The organism is Microbacterium sp. TWP3-1-2b2 (genome assembly GCF_049896145.1).
In the GTDB taxonomy this organism is placed as follows: Bacteria; Actinomycetota; Actinomycetes; order Actinomycetales; family Microbacteriaceae; genus Microbacterium.
Genome location: NZ_JAFCTS010000001.1, coordinates 3101523 through 3121351, shown reverse-complemented (window position 1 = coordinate 3121351; position 19829 = coordinate 3101523). Strand labels below are relative to the sequence as shown.

Sequence of the window (19829 nt, the reverse complement as noted above, 5' to 3'; positions counted from 1 at the left end):
TGCGACTTCCTCACAGGACCGCAACAATCCGGTTGTGCAGTTCCGCCAGGTCGTCCCCGTCGCGTGTCGCGACGTCCCTCAGGGGCGAGCGGATGCCGCGGCAGCGGCCGCCGCGGGCAGAGCGCGCTCGATGCGGGTCAGAGCAGCATCGTCGTGTGCGGCCGTGAGGAACCACGCCTCGAACACGCTCGGCGGAAGCGCGATGCCCTGCTCTCGCATGGAGTGGAAGAACGGCGCATAGCGGAAGGCCTCCTGCGCCTGAGCCTCCGCGTAGGTGCGGGGAGCCGCCTGCGCGAACACGACGCCGAACAGATTCCCTGCGCGCGGCACGACATGAACGACACCCGCATCGGTGAGTGCCGCATCCAGAGCGGCCGAGACACGAGCGGCCGCTGCATCCACCCGCGCGTAGACCGCAGGTGTGGCGAGGCGCAACGTCGCAAGCCCCGCGGCGACGGACAGCGGGTTCCCCGACAGCGTGCCTGCCTGATACACAGGGCCGGTGGGGGCGAGCAGGTCCATCACCTCGGCGCGACCACCGAGTGCGGCGAGAGGCATGCCGCCGCCGACGACCTTGCCGAAAGTGATGATGTCCGGCAGGTACTCCTCGCCGAGGGAAGCCTGCAGCGCCCAGTAGCCGGCGTGGTGCACGCGGAAGCCGGTGAGCACCTCGTCCAGGATCATGAGCGCACCGTGAGCATGTGCGGTGTCGGCGATGAAGCGGTTGAAACCGGGCTCCGGTTCGACCACGCCCATGTTCGCTGCTGCGGCCTCGACGATGACGGCTGCGATCCGATCCCCGTGCTCTGCGAAGACGGTCTCGAGCGCGGCGCGGTCGTTGTAACCGATCACGAGCGTCTGCGCGGCGATGGGAGCTGGCACACCGGCCGAGCCGGGCAGCGCCAACGTCGCGACACCGGAGCCGGCTTCAGCGAGAAGCCCGTCGGAGTGTCCGTGGTAATGCCCGGCGAATTTCACCAGCAGATCACGGCCGGTCGCCCCGCGCGCGAGGCGGATCGCCGTCATGGTCGCCTCTGTGCCGGTGGAGACCAGACGGACGCGTTCGATCGGAGCGAGGTCGCCGACCCGCACGCGCTCGGTGATGAGTCGAGCGAGCTCCACCTCGCCTTCGGTCGGCGCCCCGAAGGAGAGGCCGCGAGTCGCTGCCTCCTGCACGGCGGAGACGACGTCGGGGTGTGCGTGGCCCAGCAGCGCAGGACCCCACGATGCCACCAGGTCGACATACTCGTTGCCGGCGGCGTCGGTCACCGTCGCGCCCTTCGCGGAGGCCAGGAATCGCGGCGTACCGCCGACAGAGCCGTACGCACGCACGGGAGAGTTCACTCCGCCCGGGGTCACCGCGCGCGCGGCGGCGAACAGGTCGTCATTGCGGTCATTCATGGGAGACTCCTCGGATTCTCTTCGACTCTGGTTTCGACTCGCCTGCGGCTTACTCGACCCGTTTCGTCTCGCTGTGCTGGCTCGACAACCCGCGCAACTCCGCAGTCAGCGCGGGCGGAGCCAGCCGGCAGCCTCTGTCGCCCAGTAGGTGAGGATGGCGTCAGCACCCGCGCGGCGGATGGACAGCAGCGACTCCATGACGGCTGCCCGTCGATCGATCCAGCCGTTCGCGCTCGCGGCCTCGATCATCGCGTACTCGCCGGAGATCTGATATGCCCACACCGGAATATGGACGGCGTCGCGCACCTCGCGGAGCACGTCGAGGAAGCCCATCGCGGGTTTCACCATCACGATGTCCGCGCCTTCGGCCTCATCGATGAGCGCCTCACGCACGCCCTCGCGCCGGTTGCCCGGATCGAGCTGATACGTGCGGCGGTCACCCTGAAGCTGAGAGTCGACCGCCTCGCGGAACGGTCCGTAGAAGGCGCTCGCGTACTTGGCCGCGTAGCCGAGAAGCAAGGTGCCGGTGAACCCCTCGGCATCCAGCCCGCGACGGATCGCAGCGACCTGGCCGTCCATCATCCCCGACAGGCCGAGCAGATGGGATCCTGCCCGCGCCTGCGCGAGCGCCATCGCGACATATCTTTCGAGCGTCGCGTCGTTGTCGATCTCGGGCTCTGCCCCTGAGCCCGTCGAAGGGCGCACAACGCCGCAGTGACCGTGATCCGTGAACTCGTCCAGGCACAGGTCGGTCTGCACGACGAGCGCGTCTCCGACCTCCTCGTAGAGGGCGGTCGTGGCGACGTTGAGGATGCCGTCCGGATCATCCGCACCGGAGCCGATCGCGTCGCGCACCGCGGGAACGCCGAACAGCATCACACCGCCGACTCCTGCCTCAGCCGCATCGACCGCCGCGCGGCGCAGCGAATCGAGCGAGTGCTGAGACACGCCCGGCATCGAACTGATCGGCACCGCCTCGGAGATGCCCTCGCGAACGAACATCGGCAGCACGAGCTGGCGAGCCTCCAATGAGGTCTCGCGCACCAGGTTGCGCACCGCCGACGACTGACGGAGCCTGCGCGGTCGGATCTCGGGGAAGCTCACGGCGCGAACTCGTCGGCCGCGTGCGGGAGGGTGAAGTGCGAGACCGCGTCGATGAGGGCGTCGACGGTCTGCTTGTCTGCGACCACAGTGATGGGAAGGCCCGCCTTGCGGGCATCCTTCGCGGTACGGGGGCCGATCGCGGCGAGCAGCGTGTCATCGGGGATGTCGGGGAACTGCTCACGCACCTGCTGCGCGACCGAGCCGCTGGTGATGAGGATCGCATTGATCCGACCGCTGTCGACGTCGCGACGGATGCGGTCGGTCACCGGCACACCCACTGTGCGATAGGCGACGACGCTCGAGACCTCGTGTCCGGCGTCGATGAGTGATCGCGTGAGCACCGGCTTCGCGATCTCACTGCGCAGCGTGAGGATGCGGCGAGGAGATGGTTCGAGTGCGATGAGCTGCTCTGCCATGCCTTCGGCGGAGTTGTCCTGCTCCGGGACGAGCGCGACTTCATAGCCGACGGCCTGGAGCGCCGCTGCCGTGGTCTCGCCGACGGCGGCGATCTTCGTCGACTTGGGAACGACCGCGCGGTGCGCGAAGAGCACGTCAACGGTCGTCGCGCTGGTGATCGTTAGCCAGTCGAACTCCCCGGCAGCAAGTTTCGTCAGCGCGTCGTCGAGCGCCGCCTGGTCATTCGTGGGGCCGAAGTTGATCAGCGGGGCGACGACGGGAATGGCGCCCTGCACACGGAGGCTCGCGGCGACGCCGTCGCCCCAGGGGCCTCCTCGCGGAACGAGGACGCGCCAGCCGGTCAACGGCTTCTCATGGTTCGTTTCGGGTGTGCTGCTCATCAGGATTGCTCTCGGGAGACGAGTCCGGCCGCCCCTTGATCGAGCAGCCGACGGGCGACAGAAAGTCCGATCTCGCGTGCTGCGTGATTCGGGTCCGCACCATCGGCAGCATCCGCTCCATTGCCACTGCCGTTCAGACGAATATACCCCCGGTGCAGAGTTTCGGTGACGTCGAGCCCTATCCGGCGCTCGCCTTTCGGCGCGTAGACGATGGTTCGCACTCGGACAGCGTCTCCGGTGACGACGGCGTGCGCCGCCATCGGCGCCTGGCATCCGGCATCCAGTCCTTCAAGGACACCGCGCTCAACGCTGATCGCAAGACGGGTCGCCTGATCGTCGAGCCTTGCGAGGGCTGCGAGGAGTTCTTCGGGTGCATCAGCCGTCGTCTCGACGGCGAGCGATCCCTGTCCCGGCGCAGTGGGCCATTCGGCGAGGCCGAGCTCTTCGCGTACGAGAGCCACGTCGGATCCGAGGCGCGAGAGGCCGGCGGCGGCGAGGATCACGGCATCCAATTTGCCTGATTCGACCCTCCCCATGCGCGATCCGATGTTGCCGCGGATGTCGACGATCTCCGCGCGGGGTGCACGACGGCGCACCTGTGCGATGCGCCGAGGTGAACCGGTACCGACCTTCGCTCCGGCGCGCAGTTCGTGAAGCGGTGTGCCGTCGCGAGTGAGCACGACGTCTCGTGCGTCCTCTCTCGCCGGCGTCGCAGCGATCAGCAGACCGTCCGGCACCGCCGTCGGGAGGTCCTTGAGGGAGTGCACCAGGATGTCGCATTCGCCGTTCAGCAGCGCTTCGCGCAGCCGCGTAGCGAAGATGCCCATGCCGCCGATCTCGGAAAGCGACGCGCGGTTGGTATCCCCCTCCGACACGATGGGGACGAGTTCGACCTTGCGCCCGGAGATCTTCTCAAGGGCGGCGGCGACATGACCGGACTGCGCCTGCGCGAGTGCGCTTCGACGTGTGCCGAGACGGATGGGAGTGGTCATGGCGGCCTACTGCAGTACGTCCGCGATCTCGTCGAAGCGGAGCCTGCGGCCCGTGAAGAACGGGACCTCCTCCTTCACGAATCGACGAGCTTCGGTGTAACGAAGGTCGCGCATGAGATCGACGAGTTCGGTGACGTCATCCGCCTCGAGCGGGAGGATCCATTCGTAGTCGCCGAGCGCGAAGGCGGCGACCGTGTTCGCGATGACGCCCTTGAACGCGGCGCCCTTTCGGCCGTGATCGGCGAGCATCTTGCGGCGGTCTTCTTCCGGGGCGAGGTACCACTCCGGTGTGCGCACGAACGGGTACAGGCACAGCCAGTCCTTGGGCTCGACGCCACGCAGGAAACCGGGCACGTGGGCACGGTTGAACTCGGCATCGCGGTGCACGCCCATCACATTCCAGACGGGCAGCAGCGTGCGCAGGAGTTCGGTGCGTCGAAGGCGGCGCAGGGCCTTCTGCAACTCTTCGGCGGTGTCGCCGTGCAACCACACCAGCAGATCCGCATCGGCCTTCAGCCCTGAGACGTCGTAGAAGCCGCGGATCGTGACTCCGGAATTCTCGATGTGCTCGGAGATCGTCTCCAGCTCGGTCGCGTCCGTCTCGGCGACGGGCGCATCAGGATTGCGTCGCCATACAGCCCAGAGGGTGAAGCCGGTGGGGTTCTCTTCGCTCGCGTCGGACATGCTTCCAGTCTGCCCGTTTCTTGAGGAAGGAGCGAATGCAGTCACCCGCGACGGCCGGGCGTCAGCGTGCGAGTGCCCGCGCGATCGCCCAGACGAGCGCGCCGGTCGCTGCTGCGATCCCGACGACGGCGGCCACTGCGCCGACCGGATTGCGATCCGCGAACACGCGCGCCTTCGCGACGCCGCGCACAGACGCCTTCTCGAGGCGACGAGGAACATTGCCCTTGATCTCGATCGCGGCGAGTGCAGCCTTCAGCTCGGCGCGAGCGGATGCGACGGGGTCTGTGATCCCCGCAGGAACAGCCGTACGAGGCAGGTTCAACTCAGAGTTTGTCATCACCGGCGTCCTTCACGAGTCGAATATCGGTCGCGACTGCCTGACCGGGATTCTCCCGGCGCAGCACCTTGCGGAACTTCAGCAGCCCGAACACTGCGCACACCAGAACGCAGAGCAGCAGCAGAGCGATCACGGCGAGCGCCGAGAGCCAGACCGGCCACCAGGATGAAAGCCCGGCGACGGCGAACACGAGGATCATCGGGATCAACCAGAACAGGAAGAACAACGCGATCAGGAACCAGACGCTGCCGATTCCAGCGTCCTTCGCGGTACGGGAGATCCACGTCTTGGCCGCGTCGACCTCGGCCTTGACGAGCTTGCTGACGAGTTCGGGAACGTCTCCGAGGAGAGTCAGGAAGCTGTCGTCGGCGCGGTCACGGTATCCGCGGACCATGTCACTTCCCGTTCGTCGTGGTCTTCTTCGCCGCAGAGCCTGTCGACGTGCTCGAGGTGGCGGTGGACTTCTTGGCTGCGGGCTTCTTCGCTGCGTGCTTCGCGTCCTCGACCACATCTTCTGCCACGTCGGCGACGTGCTCAGCCGCCTTCTTGGTCGTGGCGATCGCGGAGTCGAGCTTCTCACCAGGGGTCGTCCCGTTGCCGGCGGACTTGGCCACCTTGACGATGCCGGACCAGACCGCGCCGGGGATCGCTGCGGCCTTGTCGCCCGCGAACGCCGTGAGTTTGGTCACCTGATCCTGAACCGGGTCCAGGTTCCAGACTTTGAGCCACTGCGTCTTGATCTGTTCGTAGCGCTCGCGTCCGGCGCGCGTGCCGAGTACGTAACCGACGCCGAGTCCGACGACGAGTCCGATCTTCCCCTTCATGGGGTCTCCTCACGTTGTTCCGGTCGAGCCGCAGGATTCTGCCCCTGTCGGCCAGGTACCCAGCGTAACCCCATATGCCGATTTCGGCATCTATACGTCAGGGGGTTGACAGCCAAGGTTCACTCACGTCCAGAGCAGTGCTCGACGCAGACGATCCGCCTCAGCCTTCGCGTCCGGGATGACCTGCGCGAGACCCGTCCCAGCGAGCCACGCACCGACGACCGCCAGGCCTTCGACCTTGTGCACCGCTTCTCGCACTGCACGGCGACGATCGGCCGCTCCGATGAGAGATGCCGGCTGCGCCTGCGTGAACCGTGCGCGATGCGAGTCGACGAGAGCCGATTCCGGGAGTGGGACTCCGAGCATCTCGGTTGCCTCGCGCAGCGCCAGCCGCGCAGCGTCGTCGTCATCGAGCACGGCAGTCGCGGCGGGCTCGTTCTGTGCGCCGAACGACACCCGCACGATGTGGCGGCCACCGGCCGCCTCGCGCAACCAGGACCATTTCGACGTCGCGTGGGTGAGAGCCTTGGCCGTGTGGCTGCCCGGCACGGTGAGCACTCCGGTGCCGCGCGGGGCCGCATCGAGCGCTGGAGCATCGAGCAGCAGGCTCACGATCTCGATCTCGGGGGCGGCGCCTGGCGCACCGAGGGCATCGACGTGACTTTCGAGCAGCGTGCGGGCTCCGGGCTCCGCTGTGGCGACGATGACCGCATCCGCCGTGAGCGTCTCGATGACCTCCTCGCCCGCGTCAGCTCCTTCACCGGCCTCTGCACCCAGCGGGAACGTGACCGTCCAGCCCGCACCCGCACGGGCGAGCGATCTGACGTCCACGCCGGTGCGCACCACTGCGCCGAGTTCGACGAGATCGCTTGCGAGGGCGTCCACGAGCGCGCTCATGCCACCGGCGAGCGCTTCCACTGCCGAACCGGGCGCTTTCTTCGCACGATCAGCGCGCTCCGCGAGCAACTGCGCGACGCCGCCCGAGAGCGAACCCGCGCGCGTGAGTGCCTCGTTCAGCCCGGGAGCCGCAACTTCGGTGTCGACGTCATCGGGGTGTGCCGAGTAGACGCCGGCGGTCACCGGCGCGACCAGTCGATCCCGCACCTTGTCGCCCATGCGCTTGGCGACGAGTCGGCCGAGGCTGCGCTCCTTGCCGATCGTCAGCGGCGGCCGGAGCCTGTCGACGTAGGCGCGCCACGCACCGCCCCAGCCGATGATGCGGCGCACATCGTCCGCGAAGGGATTGGACGGGATGCCGAGGATGCCGCCCTTGGGCAGCGGCGCCGCTGCCACTCCGGGAATGCCGACCAGCCACGCCCCCGCAGGGTTTGGATTGACGATGCGATCGGTGAGACCGAGTTCGGCGAGCAGTTCGCGCACGTGGCCCCCACGCGTCGCGTAGCTCTCGGCACCGGCATCCACCACGATCGAGTCGAGTTCGGCGCGGCGGATCGCGCCGCCGAGGCTCGTCCCCGCCTCCAGTACCGTCACGTTCATACCGACCTTCGCGCATTCACGCGCGGCGACCAGTCCGCCGATGCCGCCACCGACGACGATGACGTGGCGCTGCGCCGCGCCGGCGGCGAGGTCGACGGGATCCTCGGTCATGCGCGTGCCGAGTCCGAACGCGAATGCGCCAGCTCGACGATGCGGGTGAGCTGATCCGGATCGGTCTCCGGCGGTACGCCGTGACCGAGATTGAGGATGTGTGCTCGCGCCGCACGGCCACGCTCGAGCACGTCGATCACGTGCGCCTCGAGGACGGGCCACGGAGCCGACAGCAGAGCCGGGTCGATGTTCCCCTGGACCGTCACGTCAGGGCCGAGGATGCCTGCGGCCTCATCGAGCGGCTGCCGCCAGTCGACGCCGACGGCGGATGCGATCCCGTCGAGCTTCATGTCGTTGAGGAAGGGCCCGGTGCCGACGCCGAAATGGATCACAGGGATGCCGAGGTCGGTCACGGCCGCCTTCGAGTGGGGAGCGATGAACGCGCGGTAGTCGGCGGTGCTGAGCGAGCCGGCCCAGGAGTCGAACAGCTGCACTGCCGCAGCCCCGGCGTCACGCTGAGCCTCGAGGAAGCGGCGCGAGACACGCGAGAGCCAGCCGGCGAGACGGTTCCACGCGTCTGGGTCGGTGTGCATCATGGCGCGGGCGCGCAGATGCTCCTTCGACGGACCGCCCTCGACGAGATAGGCCGCGAGAGTGAAGGGCGCACCGGCGAAGCCGATCAGCGGGGTGTCGCCGAGCTCAGCGGTGACGATGCCCACGGCCTCCGCGATCGCGGTCGTATCGAGCGCCTCCGGATCGATCGACGTGATCCGGTCGACATCGGCTCGCGTGCGCACCGGCTCGGCGAAGACCGGACCGCGACCTGGCTCGATGACGACATCCACCCCGGCCAGTCGCAGCGGGATGACGATGTCGCTGAAGAAGACCGCCGCGTCGACGCCGTGTCGACGCACCGGCTGCAGCGTGATCTCGGCGGCGAGGTCGGGCGTCAGACAGGCATCAAGCATCCGGGTGCCGACTCGGAGTTCGCGGTACTCCGGCAATGAGCGTCCGGCTTGACGCATGAACCAGACGGGGGTCTGCTCCGGCCGATCTCCGGCGAGCGCACGCAGGAACGGGGCGGTGGGTGAAGGCATGCCTCCATCTTCCCATCCGGAGTCTGTGGGTGCCCGGTGCCCGCATTCAGACGGCACTCCGGAAGGCGGCGTAGGATGTCTTTGTGCTGCTGTGTGTGACGGCGAACCACAAGACCGCCTCTTTCGAAATGCTCGAACGACTGAGCCGCACCCCCGACGACGTCGCGCCGAATCTTCTGCGCCTCGCTCCGTGCGTGCAGGGTGCAGTCGTCGTTTCGACGTGCAATCGTTTCGAGGCGTACGTCGAAGTCGATGAGCCGGTGACCGCGGCCGGAGCCGTGGGCGTCGAGGCGGTGCTCGAAGCGATCGAGCAGTCCGCCGGCATTCCCGCCGAGGAGCTCGACGGCGCGTACGCCGTGCACTCGGGGCGCCGGGTCGCCGAGCATCTGTTCGCCGTGGCATCAGGCCTGGAATCCGTCGTGTCCGGAGAGGGCGAGATCGCCGGTCAGGTGCGACGCGCGCTCACGTCGGCTCGTAAGCACGGCACCACCTCCCCCGAACTCGAACGGCTCTTCCAGAGAGCGAGCCAGGCGCAGCGCAAGGTCAAGAACGTGACAGCGCTCGGCCGCGCCGGCCGCTCGCTCGTCCGTCTCGCACTTGAGCTCGCCGACAGCCGTATCGCCGACTGGTCCGCAGAGCGCGTGCTGCTCGTCGGCACCGGCTCGTACGCCGCGGTCACCCTCGCGACTCTTCGCGAGCGCGGCGCGACGAACATCTCGGTGTACTCGCCTTCCGGGCGCGCAGAACTCTTCGCGAAGAAGCACGACATCACGGCCGTCGCCGAGGCCGACTATGCGCACGTCGCGACGGCATCCAGCCTGCTGATCACCTGCACCACCGCGACCGAACCGGTGCTCGGCCGCGCTCAGCTGCAGGGACCGACCGGCAGCGCCGCGGCCGGGTGCCCGATGGGCCTGCAGACTTCGCAGCTCGTCATCGATCTCGGCATGCCGCGAAACGTCGACCCCGACATCGCGACTCTCGAAGGAGTCGCGCTGCTCGACCTCGAGACCATTCGTCTTCATGCCCCGCTGGAAGAGCTGCAGGCGACGGATGCTGCCCGCACGGTCGTTCGCGAGGCGGCCGACACGTTCCACGTCGTCGGCGCTCAGCAGAGCGTGACACCATCGGTCGTCGCGTTCCGCACCCACATCCTCTCGCTCATGGAAGCCGAGATCGAGCGTGCCCGCGCCCGTGGCGACGAGGGCGGCAAGGTCGAGCAGGCCATGCGCCACCTCGCCGGAGTGCTCACGCACACTCCTACGACGCGCGCGCACGAACTCGCGGCTCAGGGACGCGGCGACGAGTTCGCCGCCGCCCTGCAGACGCTCTACGGCATCACAGCCGAGGCTGCCGCCGATGCCCCGGCAGCCGAATCCGCCTGAGCCCGCATCACCCCCTGCGCACGGCCCGAAGGCCCTCGACGACGAGCGCGTGGTCGTCGGCCTCAGCGAGCCCGGACACTGCGGCGACACCGACGAGCAACTCACCCACACGGATGGGGAATCCGCCGCCGAACGGCGCGTAGTCGTTCGGCTCGTGCCAGTTCGTCGTGCGGAAATCGGCGCCACGAGCGCGGAAGGACAGCCCCACCCGGTACGTCGACTGCGCGTACGACGTCACCGTGCGGATCTTCCGCTCCAGCCACAGGTCGTTCTCGACACGAGTCCCCGCACGCGCGGCATGGAACACCCGCTGTGCTCCGAACATGATCGAGACGGCTATCGCCTGATTGCGTGAGCGTGCAAGATCGATCATGTGTGCGCCCGCGACATAGGCGTCGTCGTAGCCGAAGCCGTCGAAGCGCAGTTCTTCTTCCTGGGCGATCACCTCTGCGAGAGCCGCCGTCGTATCCGAATCCACGGTCATCGTCATTTTCTCCAGATCGTCTTCGCTGCCGGCTCCTGTCGGGCCGGCTCATCGGTTCATCCGCGCCAGTCGAGAATCGCCCTCGCCCGTTCCGAGTCGTAGAACGAGACGTTTCCTCGGAGCGGCATCGTGGTCGGCACGTCGGGGTAGTGTCTGGCCGCGAGTTCGGCCGTGGGCGTACTGCTCAGAGTGGAACCGGCGACGAGGTTGAGGACGACGTGCCCGTCCGAGACGACTGTGCACGCGCGCACGGTCGCCGCCGCCGCCTCGTCGAGCGGCGTCCAGCCCCAGAGATCTCGCGAGCGCGCATCCGGGCGCTGACGGTCCAATCGCTCCGATCGGGCGGAGATGAGCGCGTGATACCGCAGCGACAGGACCGAGAGACCCGGATTGGCGGCGACCGTCGCCTCGGCCTGCAGCTCCGCCTCGCGCTTGGACAAGCCGTACGGATCCTCGCAGTAGGACGGATGGGCTTCATCGATCGCGAAGTAGTCGTACCGTGGCGCACGGCTGAAGCATCCGCCGATCGCATTCACGCTCGACGCCATCACCACCCGACCGATGTCCTGCTGGGCCGCAGCGGTCAGTGCGTTGTACGACCCAGTCACGTTGGTGTTGTGCACGACGTGAGCTGGCCTGTCAAGCGGAGACGTGATCGCCGCCAGATGCACGAGAGCATCCGCGTGGCCCACGGCATCCCGCAACTCATCCGCATCCGTGACATCGCAGGCGACGCCGTCGGGCGCCGGGATCCGGTCGATCGGAACGGCTTCATGCCCCTCCGCGCGGACCGCGGCGACGACACGACGACCGAGCAGACCGGCCGCCCCAGTGACCGCGATCCGCATGGTCATCCCCAGACCCGATCCATGCTGCGCTCCGCGTCCCAATGGGACGTCTCTGCGAAGAACACCGGGTCGGCCGAATCGAGGTGGCCGCGCATGGCCTCTTCGTTGATATCGCCGAAGCCGAGCCCCGGAGAATCCGGGACCTGGATGAACCCGTCCTGGATGATCGGGTTCGAGAGCCCGGTGACGAGCTCACTCCATCCTTCGACGTCCGCCGCGTGATGCTCGAGACCGATGAAGTTCTCGGTCGCCGCAGCGAGATGCACGCATGCCATGGTGGCAACCGGCGAGGCCGCGAGGTGCAGCGCCATGGGGATGCCATGCTCCCATGCGTAGTCACCGAGCCGCTTCGTCTCGAGGATGCCTCCGGACGTCGCGGGGTCGGGGTGGATGACGCTGACCGCTGCCTCTTCGATCAGGGGCCGGAAGTTCTCGGCCAGATAGATGTCCTCACCCGTGCATGTAGGCGTGGTCGTGGCGTTGGTGAGGCGCTTCCACTGGGCCGTGTACTGCCACGGGATCATGTCCTCCAGCCAAGCCAGGTTGAACTGCTCGAAGGCTTGCGCGATCCGGATGCAGGACTCGAGCGGGATGTGCCCGAAGTGGTCCATCGCCAGCGGCACCGCGTAACCGACCTCGTCCCGCAGCACGCGCACGTAGTCGACGAGGTACTCGATCCCCGCGGGAGTGATCTGCTGCCCGGTGAAGGGATGCATCGTGAGCGCGGCCTCCCGCGCATAGGGTGGCGCGATGAGGGTTCCAGGGATGTCCCAGAGCAGGTCGACGCCGACATCCACCTTGAGCATCTTGTACCCCGCGTCCAGCCTGCTCCGCAGCTTCGCGGCCGTGCGATGTGGGTCCGCACCTCCTGGAGTGTCCGCGTAGCACATGACTTCGCTGCGATGCTTTCCTCCCGCGAGCTGGTAGGCAGGAACGCCGTACGCCTTTCCTGCGAGATCCATCAGCGCCATCTCGACGGCGCTGACTCCGCCGCCACGGCGTCCGTGTCCGCCGAACTGCTTGATCGAACGAAAGATCGCGTCGACGTCGCACGGATTCCTGCCGACGAGCCGGCTCTTGAGAGCGAGGACGTAGTTCGCGCTCGCCTGGTCACGGACCTCCCCGTATCCGCTGATACCCTGGTTCGTGTCGATGCGCACGATCGTCGAACGGAACGGGACGCCGACCAGGTTCGCGATGCGCAGATCGGTGATGCGCAGCTGAGACGGCGCAGAGGCACGCGAAACGGGCACTTCGTACTCGGTCTCCGAGGACAGCGATCCGATATCGCTCACGGTGGACATCAGCGCGCGCTCCCCTCGAGCTCACTCCAATTCCGGAAATCGGCCTCGATCTCGTCGAGCCACGGAGAGGTGTCGATGGAAGCGCTGGAATAGCGTCCTTCACGCAGCCGCTGCTTGCCGAAGGCGTCGCGCGATGCCGTCTCCCATGCGCTGTCAGCCAACTCGACGGCCAAGTGCGGTGGCACGAAGTAGACGCCTGTCGCCGTTCCGAGCACGACATCCCCGGGCAGCACAGTCGCCGCGCCGACGCGCACGGGGACGTTCAGCCCCGCGAGCGTGACGTTGCGGATCGGCGTGGGGTCGGCGGCACGGTAGAAGAAGTTGACGTCCTCGAGCCGCTGCAGACCGGCGAGGTCACGCACTCCGCCGTCGATCACCGCGCCGGCGTGCGTGCGGGCTGCGATGGCTGTGCCGAGGTTGTCGCCGATCACCGTACCCTCGACGACCTTCCCGAAGATGTCGACCACCATGACATCGCCCTCGCCGAGCGCGTCGATGACCCAGGAGTTCTGACGATCGCCGTCCTGCAGACCGTCGCGCTCGCCGGCGGCGACCACCGCCGCGTCGAAGTCGGGCCTGTGCGGCAGGAACTGCGCCGTCACTGCACGCCCCACGAGCACTCGACTCGGATGAGTCTGCTGCCATCCGCTCGCGAACTGCCGAGGATAGTGGTGCTTGTGCGTCGTCGCCCAGGCGTCCTCAGACGTGGCGGTCCTGATCCGCTCGAGCACGTCATCGCCGACGCGCGGACGGCCATCAGCCGATCGCTCCCCCTCCCAACCGGCGGTGAGGCGGATGATGTCTGCTGGGCTCTGTAAGAAGCCATCGACTGGCACGGTTTTCTCCCTGGTCGGTACTGCGGTTGTGGTTCACATGAGGTTGCGCTGTTGCTGCTGCCGGCTGATGCCGCTCAATCGAAGTCGATCGCGATCACCTCGAAATCGAGCACGGAGTCGATGGTGAGCTCGACGCGCCCGTCGACGATGAGGGGATCGGCCTCGATGCCGGCTCGAAGCAGCCGCACGCGTTCGACTCCTCGCCCCTCGGGGATCCCGATCGACACGAACTGCTCGGGGCTGGGCAGCAGTTCGATGATCGGACCCTTGAGATAGCGCGGGTTCGTCATGTTCACGAGGTGCACAGTCATCGAGGTGGACTGCTCCCACGCGACGACCTCGATCACACCCGCCCCGCGCACGCTCACGAGTTCCGCCGCGTCTCTCGCCCAGTCGATGACGCCGCGCATGAGTTCGAAATGGTCCTGCACGAGGAAATCGCTGAAGGCCCTGTCGATGTCGTTCGCGAAATACGCCACCCGACCGGCACCGAACCGCGAGAGCACGAGCTGCGGAGTGCTCTCGTCGGCGTCCCGGCGGTAGACGTCCTCCATCGGCAGGTCGGGATACGAGTCGATGAGCGTCACCGGCACCGCGCGTGAGATGGCTTCACTCGCATCCTGATCGTCGCGCATCGTCACTTCGACCCGACTGGCCGAGTTGATGATGACGTTCGTCCCGGTGATCCCCCTCAGCACCCGCGTCGCCGCGCCATCATCGCCGGCACTTTTGAGTCTCAGGTACGAGTTCGACACGTCCGTGCGCACGCCGTGTGCGCTGACCCCGAACAGATCGCCCAAGGCGAAGTCGTCGCGCTCTCGGCCATGCTCGTCCAGGAGGCTCGTGCGGTACGTCGCCACGAGCGTGCCGCCGCGGGCGACGAACGCTCGGAGCTGGTCGGTCTGCCGATCCGACATCGCGACGGTGTTCGGCAGGATCAGCACCTTGTACTTCGCGAGCGCATCCCCGTCGAGCAGTTGGTCGTGCACCATATCGAACGGCATCCGCGCCTCGATCAGCATCTGGTACCAGCCGAGGATCGGGCGCTGCACGGTCCGCTCGGACTCAGCGCCGTCGAAGGCACGCGCGCTCTGCTGCGAGTACACGAGTCCGATGTCGGCTATCGAGTGAGTGTTGCGCAGGTAACGCTCGTTCTCGGCGTGCCACACGTAGATGTCCTTGACGACTTCGAGCCAGCGGGTGTCGTGAACGGTGCCTGCGAACTTGGTGAACCAGGCACGCACCCCGTTGGCGGTGGCCGACGCCACCCACATCCGGATCTCCTCGGCGACCTGCACCGAGTCCTTCCAGCGGTGCGCCTCTTCGATGCCCATACTGAAGATGCCGCCGACCGGCTTGTTCCCCATGACCGCGCGGAACTCCTTGGCATGGCGCCCGCTCGTGAAGGCGGGACTCAGCCCGCTCCGCGCTTGCTTGTCTGCGAACAGGATGTCCGACTGCGCGGCGAGCGCCGACATGTCCAGAGGGCTGAGCGCGCCGCCTCCGGAGTTCGGCACGAACCGCGCCTCGGGCTTGATGGCGCGGATCTGCTCGTCCCAAGTGCGTGCGATGCCGAGCAGCGTGCGCTCCCACCATTGGCGGTAGCGGATCTCCTCCGCGGTGTAGCCGCCGTTCTTCGTCGGCAGCGGCGGAATCTCTGCGCCGCCCGTCGCCTCCCGGTACTGCGCGCGGCACCCCTCGCAGTAGCACCGCCCTTCGCCTGTCCAGCGGTTGGCGAAGATCGCATCGACGTCATAGCGTTCGAGGATCTCCGCGTTGATCTTGGGCACGAACTCGGTCGCGTACGGGCCGAATGGGCACGTGAGCCACACGTTCGGCGCCGACCAGTGCTCCTGCGGAGTTCCGTCGGCTTTGCGGCTGAGCCACTCCGGATGCCGTGCCGCGATCGTTCCGTGCACGGCGTGCGAGTCGATGCGCGCCATCACCACGAGTCCCAGTCCGCGTGCACCTCTCACGAGGGCGCCGAAGGGATCGCTGTCACCGAGGTGCGGGCTGCGATGGTGCCCTTCCACGTCACTCGGATAGAACGCCATGTACCCGCCGGCGCTCAGACATGCGGCGTCGGCGCGGATATCGCGCATGTAATCGATCCAGAACTCCGGATCGAAACCGCTGCCGGGTCGCGGGTCGTCACCGACCATCGTCAGCTGCGCCCAGCGCATGGCGCGGTCGTACCACGGGAGTTCGGACCGCTGGGCACCGGCGGCAGTATCCGAGGTCGACAGGGATTCGACGGTGCTCATTCCGCGACCTCTCGATCCAGCCCAAGTGCCGCCTCGATTGCTCGCGCGCTCACCGTCTGCGCCCCTGGTGCATACTCGGCTGCGATGCGTCCCGAATAGCCCACCTCGGACAGCGTCCGCAGCACTCCGACGAAGTCGATGTGTCCCGTTCCCGGTGCGCCGCGTCCCGGGTCGTCGGCGAGCTGCACGTGAGCGATGCGAGCTGCGTGCCTCGTGATCTCCCTCTCGAGATCACGACCGTTGGACGAGAGATGGAACGAGTCGAACAGCAACCGGATCGAGTCGATTCCCTGTGCGGCAGCCCGAGCCCTCACACGCTCCGCATCATCGAGAGACTCGAGCGGATAACCGACGTTCGCAGCACTGCTGAGCGGTTCGAGCAGAAACGTCGCACCTTCAAGTGCGGCAGCGGCACGACGGAGGTTGGTCACCGCAACGTCGAGGGCGGCTTCGTCGCTGACGCCGTGGATGCGCAGCCCGTAAAGCGCGTTGAAGTGCGTGCACCCGGTGTGCTGCGCGATCCGCGCGGTAGACGCGAGTGACCGCTGCAGGTCGACTTCCCGACCCGGGTGGGACAACACACCGCGTTCGCCTGCGGCCATGTCCCCTGCGTACATGTTGAGTGCGACGAGGCGGACGCCGGCCTCATCGATCGCTCTCAGCAGGGCGTCTACGTCTTCGTTCGACGGCGACGGCGTGTCGAACGGCCACCACGATTCCACGAGGTCGAACCCGGCGACTCTGGCGGCCTGAAGCCGCTCCAGGACCGGCAGGTCTGCGTACAGCAGCGAGACGTTGGCAACGATCGACGAGGTCATGACCCATCCGTTCTGGTGTGTGTCGCTGTGACAAGATGATTCGCGACGGTTATCGATACACGCGTCACGATGTGAACAGGAGCGCGATGAGCGACATGCAGCCGGAACCGGCCGTCGGGACGACGCGAGGTCGCGCCACGATCGCCGACGTCGCAGCTCTGGCCGGAGTGTCGCGTGCCGCCGTGTCGAAGGTCTTCAATCGCACGGGCAGCATCTCCGCCGAGACGACCCGGCGCATCCAGGAAGCCGCACGTGAACTGAACTGGACGCCGAGCGCGACGGCGACGGCATTGCGGCGATCGCGTTCGCAGACGGTCGGTCTGGTTCTCGACAAACCGAATACCCGTGTCGACATCGGGTTCGGTACAGCGTCGTTCCTGGCTGGCATCGAGTCCGAGCTCGCCGCGTTCGACTACGGACTGCTGCTCTACGCGGTCGGCCGTGAACCTGCCGCCCAGCTCGCCGCATACCGTCGCGTCGCAGAGACCCGGCGCGTCGACGGCATGATCCTCACCGACGGTGCCGAGCACGATCCGCGCTTCGACGTGCTCGCAGACAACCGCATGCCCGCAGTCCTGGTCGGGACGCCGTTCCCCGGAACCAAGATCGCGCACGTCGAGTCCCCTAACCCCGAGGCCGGCGTCGAGGATGCCATCGAGCATCTGTTCGCCCTCGGTCACCGGCGTATCGCCTATATCGGAGGCACCCCCGGCCGTTACCAGTCCGAGGCGCGCCGCTCGGCGTTCACGGCCGCGCTGGCGGCGCTGGGACTCTCCCCGTTCGATGACGTCTTCGCCGATTATGTCCCCGAGCGTGCAGCCGAAGAGACGCGACGAATGCTGGGAGGTGCGACGGCGCCGACAGCGATTCTCTACGCCTCCGATGCCATGGCCATCGCGAGCATCCGAACGGCCGTCGAACTCGGCGTCCGAGTGCCGGAGGACCTTTCGATCATCGGGTACGGCGGCGCCGATCTCGGAGAGTGGATGACGCCGGCCCTCACCACCGTGGTCCGCGATGCCGAGCAGCGCGGTCGAGCCGCCGCGATCACGCTGCTGCGCCTGCTCGGCGAGCACCCGCAGGGCGACGCCGTGCTCAAGAACCCGGAACTCGTTCTTCGCGCTTCGACCGCGCCTGTTCACGACTGACTCACGCCCCTGCCGGATCGAGCGCGGAGACGGCGACGCTGCGAGCGGCCCAGCCGCGCAGATGAGTACCCGCGTCGCCCCACGATTCAAGCGCAGAACGCACGGTCTCATCGCCGCGTTCGGCGGCCGCGACGATCGCGTCCGCGCGCGCCTCCTCGAGGACGTCATCGATGCGCACCCGCTGACCTCGCTCTGCGGAGATCACTGCGGCTTCCACCATCGCGAGGCTCAGGATGTTGTCGTGCACCTCTCCCGAACAGGTCCCCCCGGTGTGCAGGGCGTCTGCGAACGAATGCAGTGACTCCGAGACACCGCCGTATCGGAGATCCTCGATCTGCGCCGCGGACAGCGGATCGCTCTGCGGGCGATCGTCGCCGTTCCAGATCGCACTGCCGCTTTCGCCGCTGACGCGCCAGGCGCCGTTCCACGATGTCTCAGCTCCGGGACTGGCCCAACTGCCGGTGTAGATGTAGCGCACTCCGCCGGTCATCTCGAAGATCGCTGTGGCCGCGGCGTCACCCTGATACCAACTCCACGCGGGGTTGTACTCCTCGCAGTACACCGCAACGGGATCGGCGTCGAGCAGGAAGCGTGCGGAATCGAAGGGGTGGATCGCCATATCGACGAGCAGCGGGTGCGCCATCTCGTCGCGGAACCCGCCGAAGTGCGGCGCTTTGAAGAACTCGGTGGTGGCGATCCCGACCCGTCCGAGCACGGAGAGCTGGTGTCTGAGCTCGTGCAGCTGCGAGTTGTGCCGGCGCGACTGACTCACCACGAACAGCCTGTCGTGCACCTCGGACGCCGCGGCGAGAGCGAGGCTCTCGGCGAGCGTGGCTGCCGCGGGCTTCTCGCTCACGACTCGGAGCCCGCGTGCGAGGGCTGCCCTGGTCACGTCGAAGTGAGCGGCAGGGATCGTCACATTCGCGACAGCGTCCGTCTCGACCTGTTCGAGGATCTCCTCGAGGGTCGCAGCAACCGGCACGTCGGCGCGCCCGACCCCGTCGGCCGCACCGCGCGCTCCTTCCGTGTAGATGTCCACGACGCCGACCAGCTCGAACCCGGGTGACTCCTCCGCGATAGCGATCCATCTGCGACCCATGTTGCCGGCGCCGACGACGACGACGCGCAGGGGCTGAGCGCTCATCCTGCGTCCATCGCGCTGAGAACCGGCGCCGTGCGGGCCAGCATCGGCAGTTTCCGCTCGACAGGGCCCGTCGCCCAGACGCACGCGTTCGCGAGAACACGGCGCACATCGGGGTGGTGGTACACGGGATAGGCCTGGTCGCCGGGGCTGAAATAGAAGATCCGACCGCGGCCGCGCTTGTAAGTCAGCCCGGAACGGAACACCTCTCCACCGGTGTAGCTCGAGATGAACACCGTTTCATCGGGCGTCGGGACATCGAAGAACTCGCCGTACATCTCCTGCTGGGGGATGTCGATCGGGTTCGGCACGTCCTTGACGATCGGATGCGCGGGGTCGACCGTCCACACGAGCTCACGATCATCCTCATTGCGCCAGCGCAGTGAACAGGTCGTCCCCATGAGCCGCTTGAAGATCTTGGAGAAGTGCCCGGAGTGCAGCACCAGCAGCCCCATTCCGGACAGCACGTGCTCCTGCACGCGGTCGACGATGTCGTCGTCGACTTCCTTGTGCGCACGGTGGCCCCACCAGGTCAGCACATCGGTCTCCGCGAGCACCTCTTCTGTGAGTCCGTGCTCATCGTCGTCGAACGTGGCGGTGCGCACGACGGCGTCGTCCCCGAGGTACTCGCGGATACCATCGGCGATCGTGGCGTGCATGCCGTCCGGGTACAGCTCCTGCACGACCGCATCGGTCTTCTCGTGCCGGTTCTCACCCCAGACCGTGACGCGGATCGGTGTGTGTCGTTCAGTCATGTGAATGCCTGCTCCCAAGCGTGTAGAGATGGATCATCTGGTCGGATGCGGATACGGATGCC

At 67.3% G+C, this 19829-nt stretch carries 20 protein-coding genes; 2 read left to right on the top strand and 18 right to left on the bottom strand.

Annotation, left to right across the window (positions count from 1 at the left end):
• Nucleotides 1-78: 78 nt before the first annotated feature.
• From ACP7AR_RS15445 to hemE, 10 genes are all read right to left on the bottom strand, one after another.
• The gene (locus ACP7AR_RS15445) at nucleotides 79-1401 is read right to left on the bottom strand and encodes a glutamate-1-semialdehyde 2,1-aminomutase (RefSeq protein ID WP_426187539.1); all 1323 of its coding nucleotides are present in this window, start codon (nucleotides 1399-1401) and stop codon (nucleotides 79-81) included.
• Nucleotides 1402-1506: 105 nt separating this feature from the next.
• A complete protein-coding gene (gene hemB, locus ACP7AR_RS15440; RefSeq protein ID WP_426187537.1) occupies nucleotides 1507-2505 on the bottom strand; it encodes a porphobilinogen synthase in 999 nt (332 codons plus the stop codon).
• Nucleotides 2502-3302: a uroporphyrinogen-III synthase gene (locus tag ACP7AR_RS15435; protein WP_426187535.1), complete on the bottom strand. Its 801-nt coding sequence runs from the start codon at nucleotides 3300-3302 to the stop codon at nucleotides 2502-2504. The genes hemB and ACP7AR_RS15435 overlap by 4 nt, the downstream gene beginning before the upstream one ends.
• Nucleotides 3302-4294 (bottom strand): hydroxymethylbilane synthase, encoded by a 993-nt coding sequence (gene hemC / locus ACP7AR_RS15430; protein ID WP_426187533.1) that lies wholly within the window; start codon nucleotides 4292-4294, stop codon nucleotides 3302-3304. The genes ACP7AR_RS15435 and hemC overlap by 1 nt, the downstream gene beginning before the upstream one ends.
• Before the next feature lie 6 nt (nucleotides 4295-4300).
• On the bottom strand, nucleotides 4301-4978 hold the full coding sequence (gene hemQ, locus ACP7AR_RS15425) for a hydrogen peroxide-dependent heme synthase (protein ID WP_426187531.1): 678 nt from the start codon (nucleotides 4976-4978) through the stop codon (nucleotides 4301-4303).
• Between the two features lie 61 nt (nucleotides 4979-5039).
• Nucleotides 5040-5315: a hypothetical protein gene (locus ACP7AR_RS15420; protein WP_426187529.1), complete on the bottom strand. Its 276-nt coding sequence runs from the start codon at nucleotides 5313-5315 to the stop codon at nucleotides 5040-5042.
• Nucleotides 5302-5709: a phage holin family protein gene (locus ACP7AR_RS15415; RefSeq protein WP_426187527.1), complete on the bottom strand. Its 408-nt coding sequence runs from the start codon at nucleotides 5707-5709 to the stop codon at nucleotides 5302-5304. Before ACP7AR_RS15415 ends, ACP7AR_RS15420 begins: the two co-directional genes overlap by 14 nt.
• Nucleotide 5710: 1 nt before the next feature.
• A complete protein-coding gene (locus ACP7AR_RS15410; RefSeq protein WP_426187525.1) occupies nucleotides 5711-6139 on the bottom strand; it encodes a hypothetical protein in 429 nt (142 codons plus the stop codon).
• 123 nt (nucleotides 6140-6262) lie between these two features.
• Entirely contained in the window at nucleotides 6263-7747 is a 1485-nt protein-coding gene (gene hemG / locus ACP7AR_RS15405; RefSeq protein ID WP_426187523.1) for a protoporphyrinogen oxidase, read from the bottom strand.
• Nucleotides 7744-8784: a uroporphyrinogen decarboxylase gene (gene hemE, locus ACP7AR_RS15400; protein ID WP_426187521.1), complete on the bottom strand. Its 1041-nt coding sequence runs from the start codon at nucleotides 8782-8784 to the stop codon at nucleotides 7744-7746. The genes hemG and hemE overlap by 4 nt, the downstream gene beginning before the upstream one ends.
• Nucleotides 8785-8867: 83 nt before the next feature.
• Here hemE and ACP7AR_RS15395 point away from each other — a divergent pair, with 83 nt between their 5' ends.
• Nucleotides 8868-10169, top strand: coding sequence for a glutamyl-tRNA reductase (locus ACP7AR_RS15395; protein WP_426187519.1), 1302 nt, complete (start codon nucleotides 8868-8870; stop codon nucleotides 10167-10169).
• Between the two features lie 7 nt (nucleotides 10170-10176).
• On the opposite strand, the gene ACP7AR_RS15390 is transcribed toward ACP7AR_RS15395, so the two are convergent.
• The 6 genes from ACP7AR_RS15390 to ACP7AR_RS15365 all read right to left on the bottom strand — a co-directional run bounded on the left by ACP7AR_RS15390 (nucleotide 10177) and on the right by ACP7AR_RS15365 (nucleotide 16723).
• Nucleotides 10177-10653, bottom strand: coding sequence for a heme-degrading domain-containing protein (locus tag ACP7AR_RS15390; RefSeq protein WP_426187517.1), 477 nt, complete (start codon nucleotides 10651-10653; stop codon nucleotides 10177-10179).
• Between the two features lie 56 nt (nucleotides 10654-10709).
• Nucleotides 10710-11507, bottom strand: coding sequence for an NAD-dependent epimerase/dehydratase family protein (locus ACP7AR_RS15385; RefSeq protein WP_426187515.1), 798 nt, complete (start codon nucleotides 11505-11507; stop codon nucleotides 10710-10712).
• Entirely contained in the window at nucleotides 11504-12805 is a 1302-nt protein-coding gene (locus tag ACP7AR_RS15380) for a mandelate racemase/muconate lactonizing enzyme family protein (protein ID WP_426187513.1), read from the bottom strand. The genes ACP7AR_RS15385 and ACP7AR_RS15380 overlap by 4 nt, the downstream gene beginning before the upstream one ends.
• Entirely contained in the window at nucleotides 12805-13641 is an 837-nt protein-coding gene (locus tag ACP7AR_RS15375; protein WP_426187511.1) for an RraA family protein, read from the bottom strand. The genes ACP7AR_RS15380 and ACP7AR_RS15375 overlap by 1 nt, the downstream gene beginning before the upstream one ends.
• A gap of 74 nt (nucleotides 13642-13715) precedes the next feature.
• Nucleotides 13716-15905: an alpha-amylase family protein gene (locus ACP7AR_RS15370; RefSeq protein WP_426187509.1), complete on the bottom strand. Its 2190-nt coding sequence runs from the start codon at nucleotides 15903-15905 to the stop codon at nucleotides 13716-13718.
• The gene (locus ACP7AR_RS15365; protein WP_426187507.1) at nucleotides 15902-16723 is read right to left on the bottom strand and encodes a hydroxypyruvate isomerase family protein; all 822 of its coding nucleotides are present in this window, start codon (nucleotides 16721-16723) and stop codon (nucleotides 15902-15904) included. Before ACP7AR_RS15365 ends, ACP7AR_RS15370 begins: the two co-directional genes overlap by 4 nt.
• A gap of 86 nt (nucleotides 16724-16809) precedes the next feature.
• On the opposite strand from ACP7AR_RS15365, the gene ACP7AR_RS15360 reads away from it, so the two are divergent.
• Entirely contained in the window at nucleotides 16810-17871 is a 1062-nt protein-coding gene (locus ACP7AR_RS15360; protein WP_426187505.1) for a LacI family DNA-binding transcriptional regulator, read from the top strand.
• A 1-nt stretch (nucleotide 17872) separates the two neighbouring features.
• Here ACP7AR_RS15360 and ACP7AR_RS15355 read toward each other — a convergent pair whose 3' ends face one another.
• Both ACP7AR_RS15355 and ACP7AR_RS15350 read right to left on the bottom strand, forming a co-directional pair.
• A complete protein-coding gene (locus ACP7AR_RS15355) occupies nucleotides 17873-19015 on the bottom strand; it encodes a Gfo/Idh/MocA family protein (protein ID WP_426187503.1) in 1143 nt (380 codons plus the stop codon).
• Nucleotides 19012-19767, bottom strand: coding sequence for a ThuA domain-containing protein (locus ACP7AR_RS15350; protein ID WP_426187501.1), 756 nt, complete (start codon nucleotides 19765-19767; stop codon nucleotides 19012-19014). The genes ACP7AR_RS15355 and ACP7AR_RS15350 overlap by 4 nt, the downstream gene beginning before the upstream one ends.
• Between the last annotated feature and the right edge of the window lie 62 nt (nucleotides 19768-19829).

What these genes read in the sequence shown, in the direction of transcription:
- ACP7AR_RS15445 (WP_426187539.1), bottom strand. Translation starts at nt 1,401, where the DNA reads ATGAATGACCGCAATGACGACCTGTTCGCCGCCGCGCGCGCGGTGACC.
- ACP7AR_RS15435 (WP_426187535.1), bottom strand. Translation starts at nt 3,302, where the DNA reads ATGAGCAGCACACCCGAAACGAACCATGAGAAGCCGTTGACCGGCTGG.
- hemC (WP_426187533.1), bottom strand. Translation starts at nt 4,294, where the DNA reads ATGACCACTCCCATCCGTCTCGGCACACGTCGAAGCGCACTCGCGCAG.
- hemQ (WP_426187531.1), bottom strand. Translation starts at nt 4,978, where the DNA reads ATGTCCGACGCGAGCGAAGAGAACCCCACCGGCTTCACCCTCTGGGCT.
- ACP7AR_RS15420 (WP_426187529.1), bottom strand. Translation starts at nt 5,315, where the DNA reads ATGACAAACTCTGAGTTGAACCTGCCTCGTACGGCTGTTCCTGCGGGG.
- ACP7AR_RS15415 (WP_426187527.1), bottom strand. Translation starts at nt 5,709, where the DNA reads ATGGTCCGCGGATACCGTGACCGCGCCGACGACAGCTTCCTGACTCTC.
- ACP7AR_RS15410 (WP_426187525.1), bottom strand. Translation starts at nt 6,139, where the DNA reads ATGAAGGGGAAGATCGGACTCGTCGTCGGACTCGGCGTCGGTTACGTA.
- hemG (WP_426187523.1), bottom strand. Translation starts at nt 7,747, where the DNA reads ATGACCGAGGATCCCGTCGACCTCGCCGCCGGCGCGGCGCAGCGCCAC.
- hemE (WP_426187521.1), bottom strand. Translation starts at nt 8,784, where the DNA reads ATGCCTTCACCCACCGCCCCGTTCCTGCGTGCGCTCGCCGGAGATCGG.
- ACP7AR_RS15390 (WP_426187517.1), bottom strand. Translation starts at nt 10,653, where the DNA reads ATGACCGTGGATTCGGATACGACGGCGGCTCTCGCAGAGGTGATCGCC.
- ACP7AR_RS15385 (WP_426187515.1), bottom strand. Translation starts at nt 11,507, where the DNA reads ATGACCATGCGGATCGCGGTCACTGGGGCGGCCGGTCTGCTCGGTCGT.
- ACP7AR_RS15380 (WP_426187513.1), bottom strand. Translation starts at nt 12,805, where the DNA reads ATGTCCACCGTGAGCGATATCGGATCGCTGTCCTCGGAGACCGAGTAC.
- ACP7AR_RS15370 (WP_426187509.1), bottom strand. Translation starts at nt 15,905, where the DNA reads ATGAGCACCGTCGAATCCCTGTCGACCTCGGATACTGCCGCCGGTGCC.
- ACP7AR_RS15365 (WP_426187507.1), bottom strand. Translation starts at nt 16,723, where the DNA reads ATGACCTCGTCGATCGTTGCCAACGTCTCGCTGCTGTACGCAGACCTG.
- ACP7AR_RS15360 (WP_426187505.1), top strand. Translation starts at nt 16,810, where the DNA reads ATGAGCGACATGCAGCCGGAACCGGCCGTCGGGACGACGCGAGGTCGC.
- ACP7AR_RS15355 (WP_426187503.1), bottom strand. Translation starts at nt 19,015, where the DNA reads ATGAGCGCTCAGCCCCTGCGCGTCGTCGTCGTCGGCGCCGGCAACATG.
- ACP7AR_RS15350 (WP_426187501.1), bottom strand. Translation starts at nt 19,767, where the DNA reads ATGACTGAACGACACACACCGATCCGCGTCACGGTCTGGGGTGAGAAC.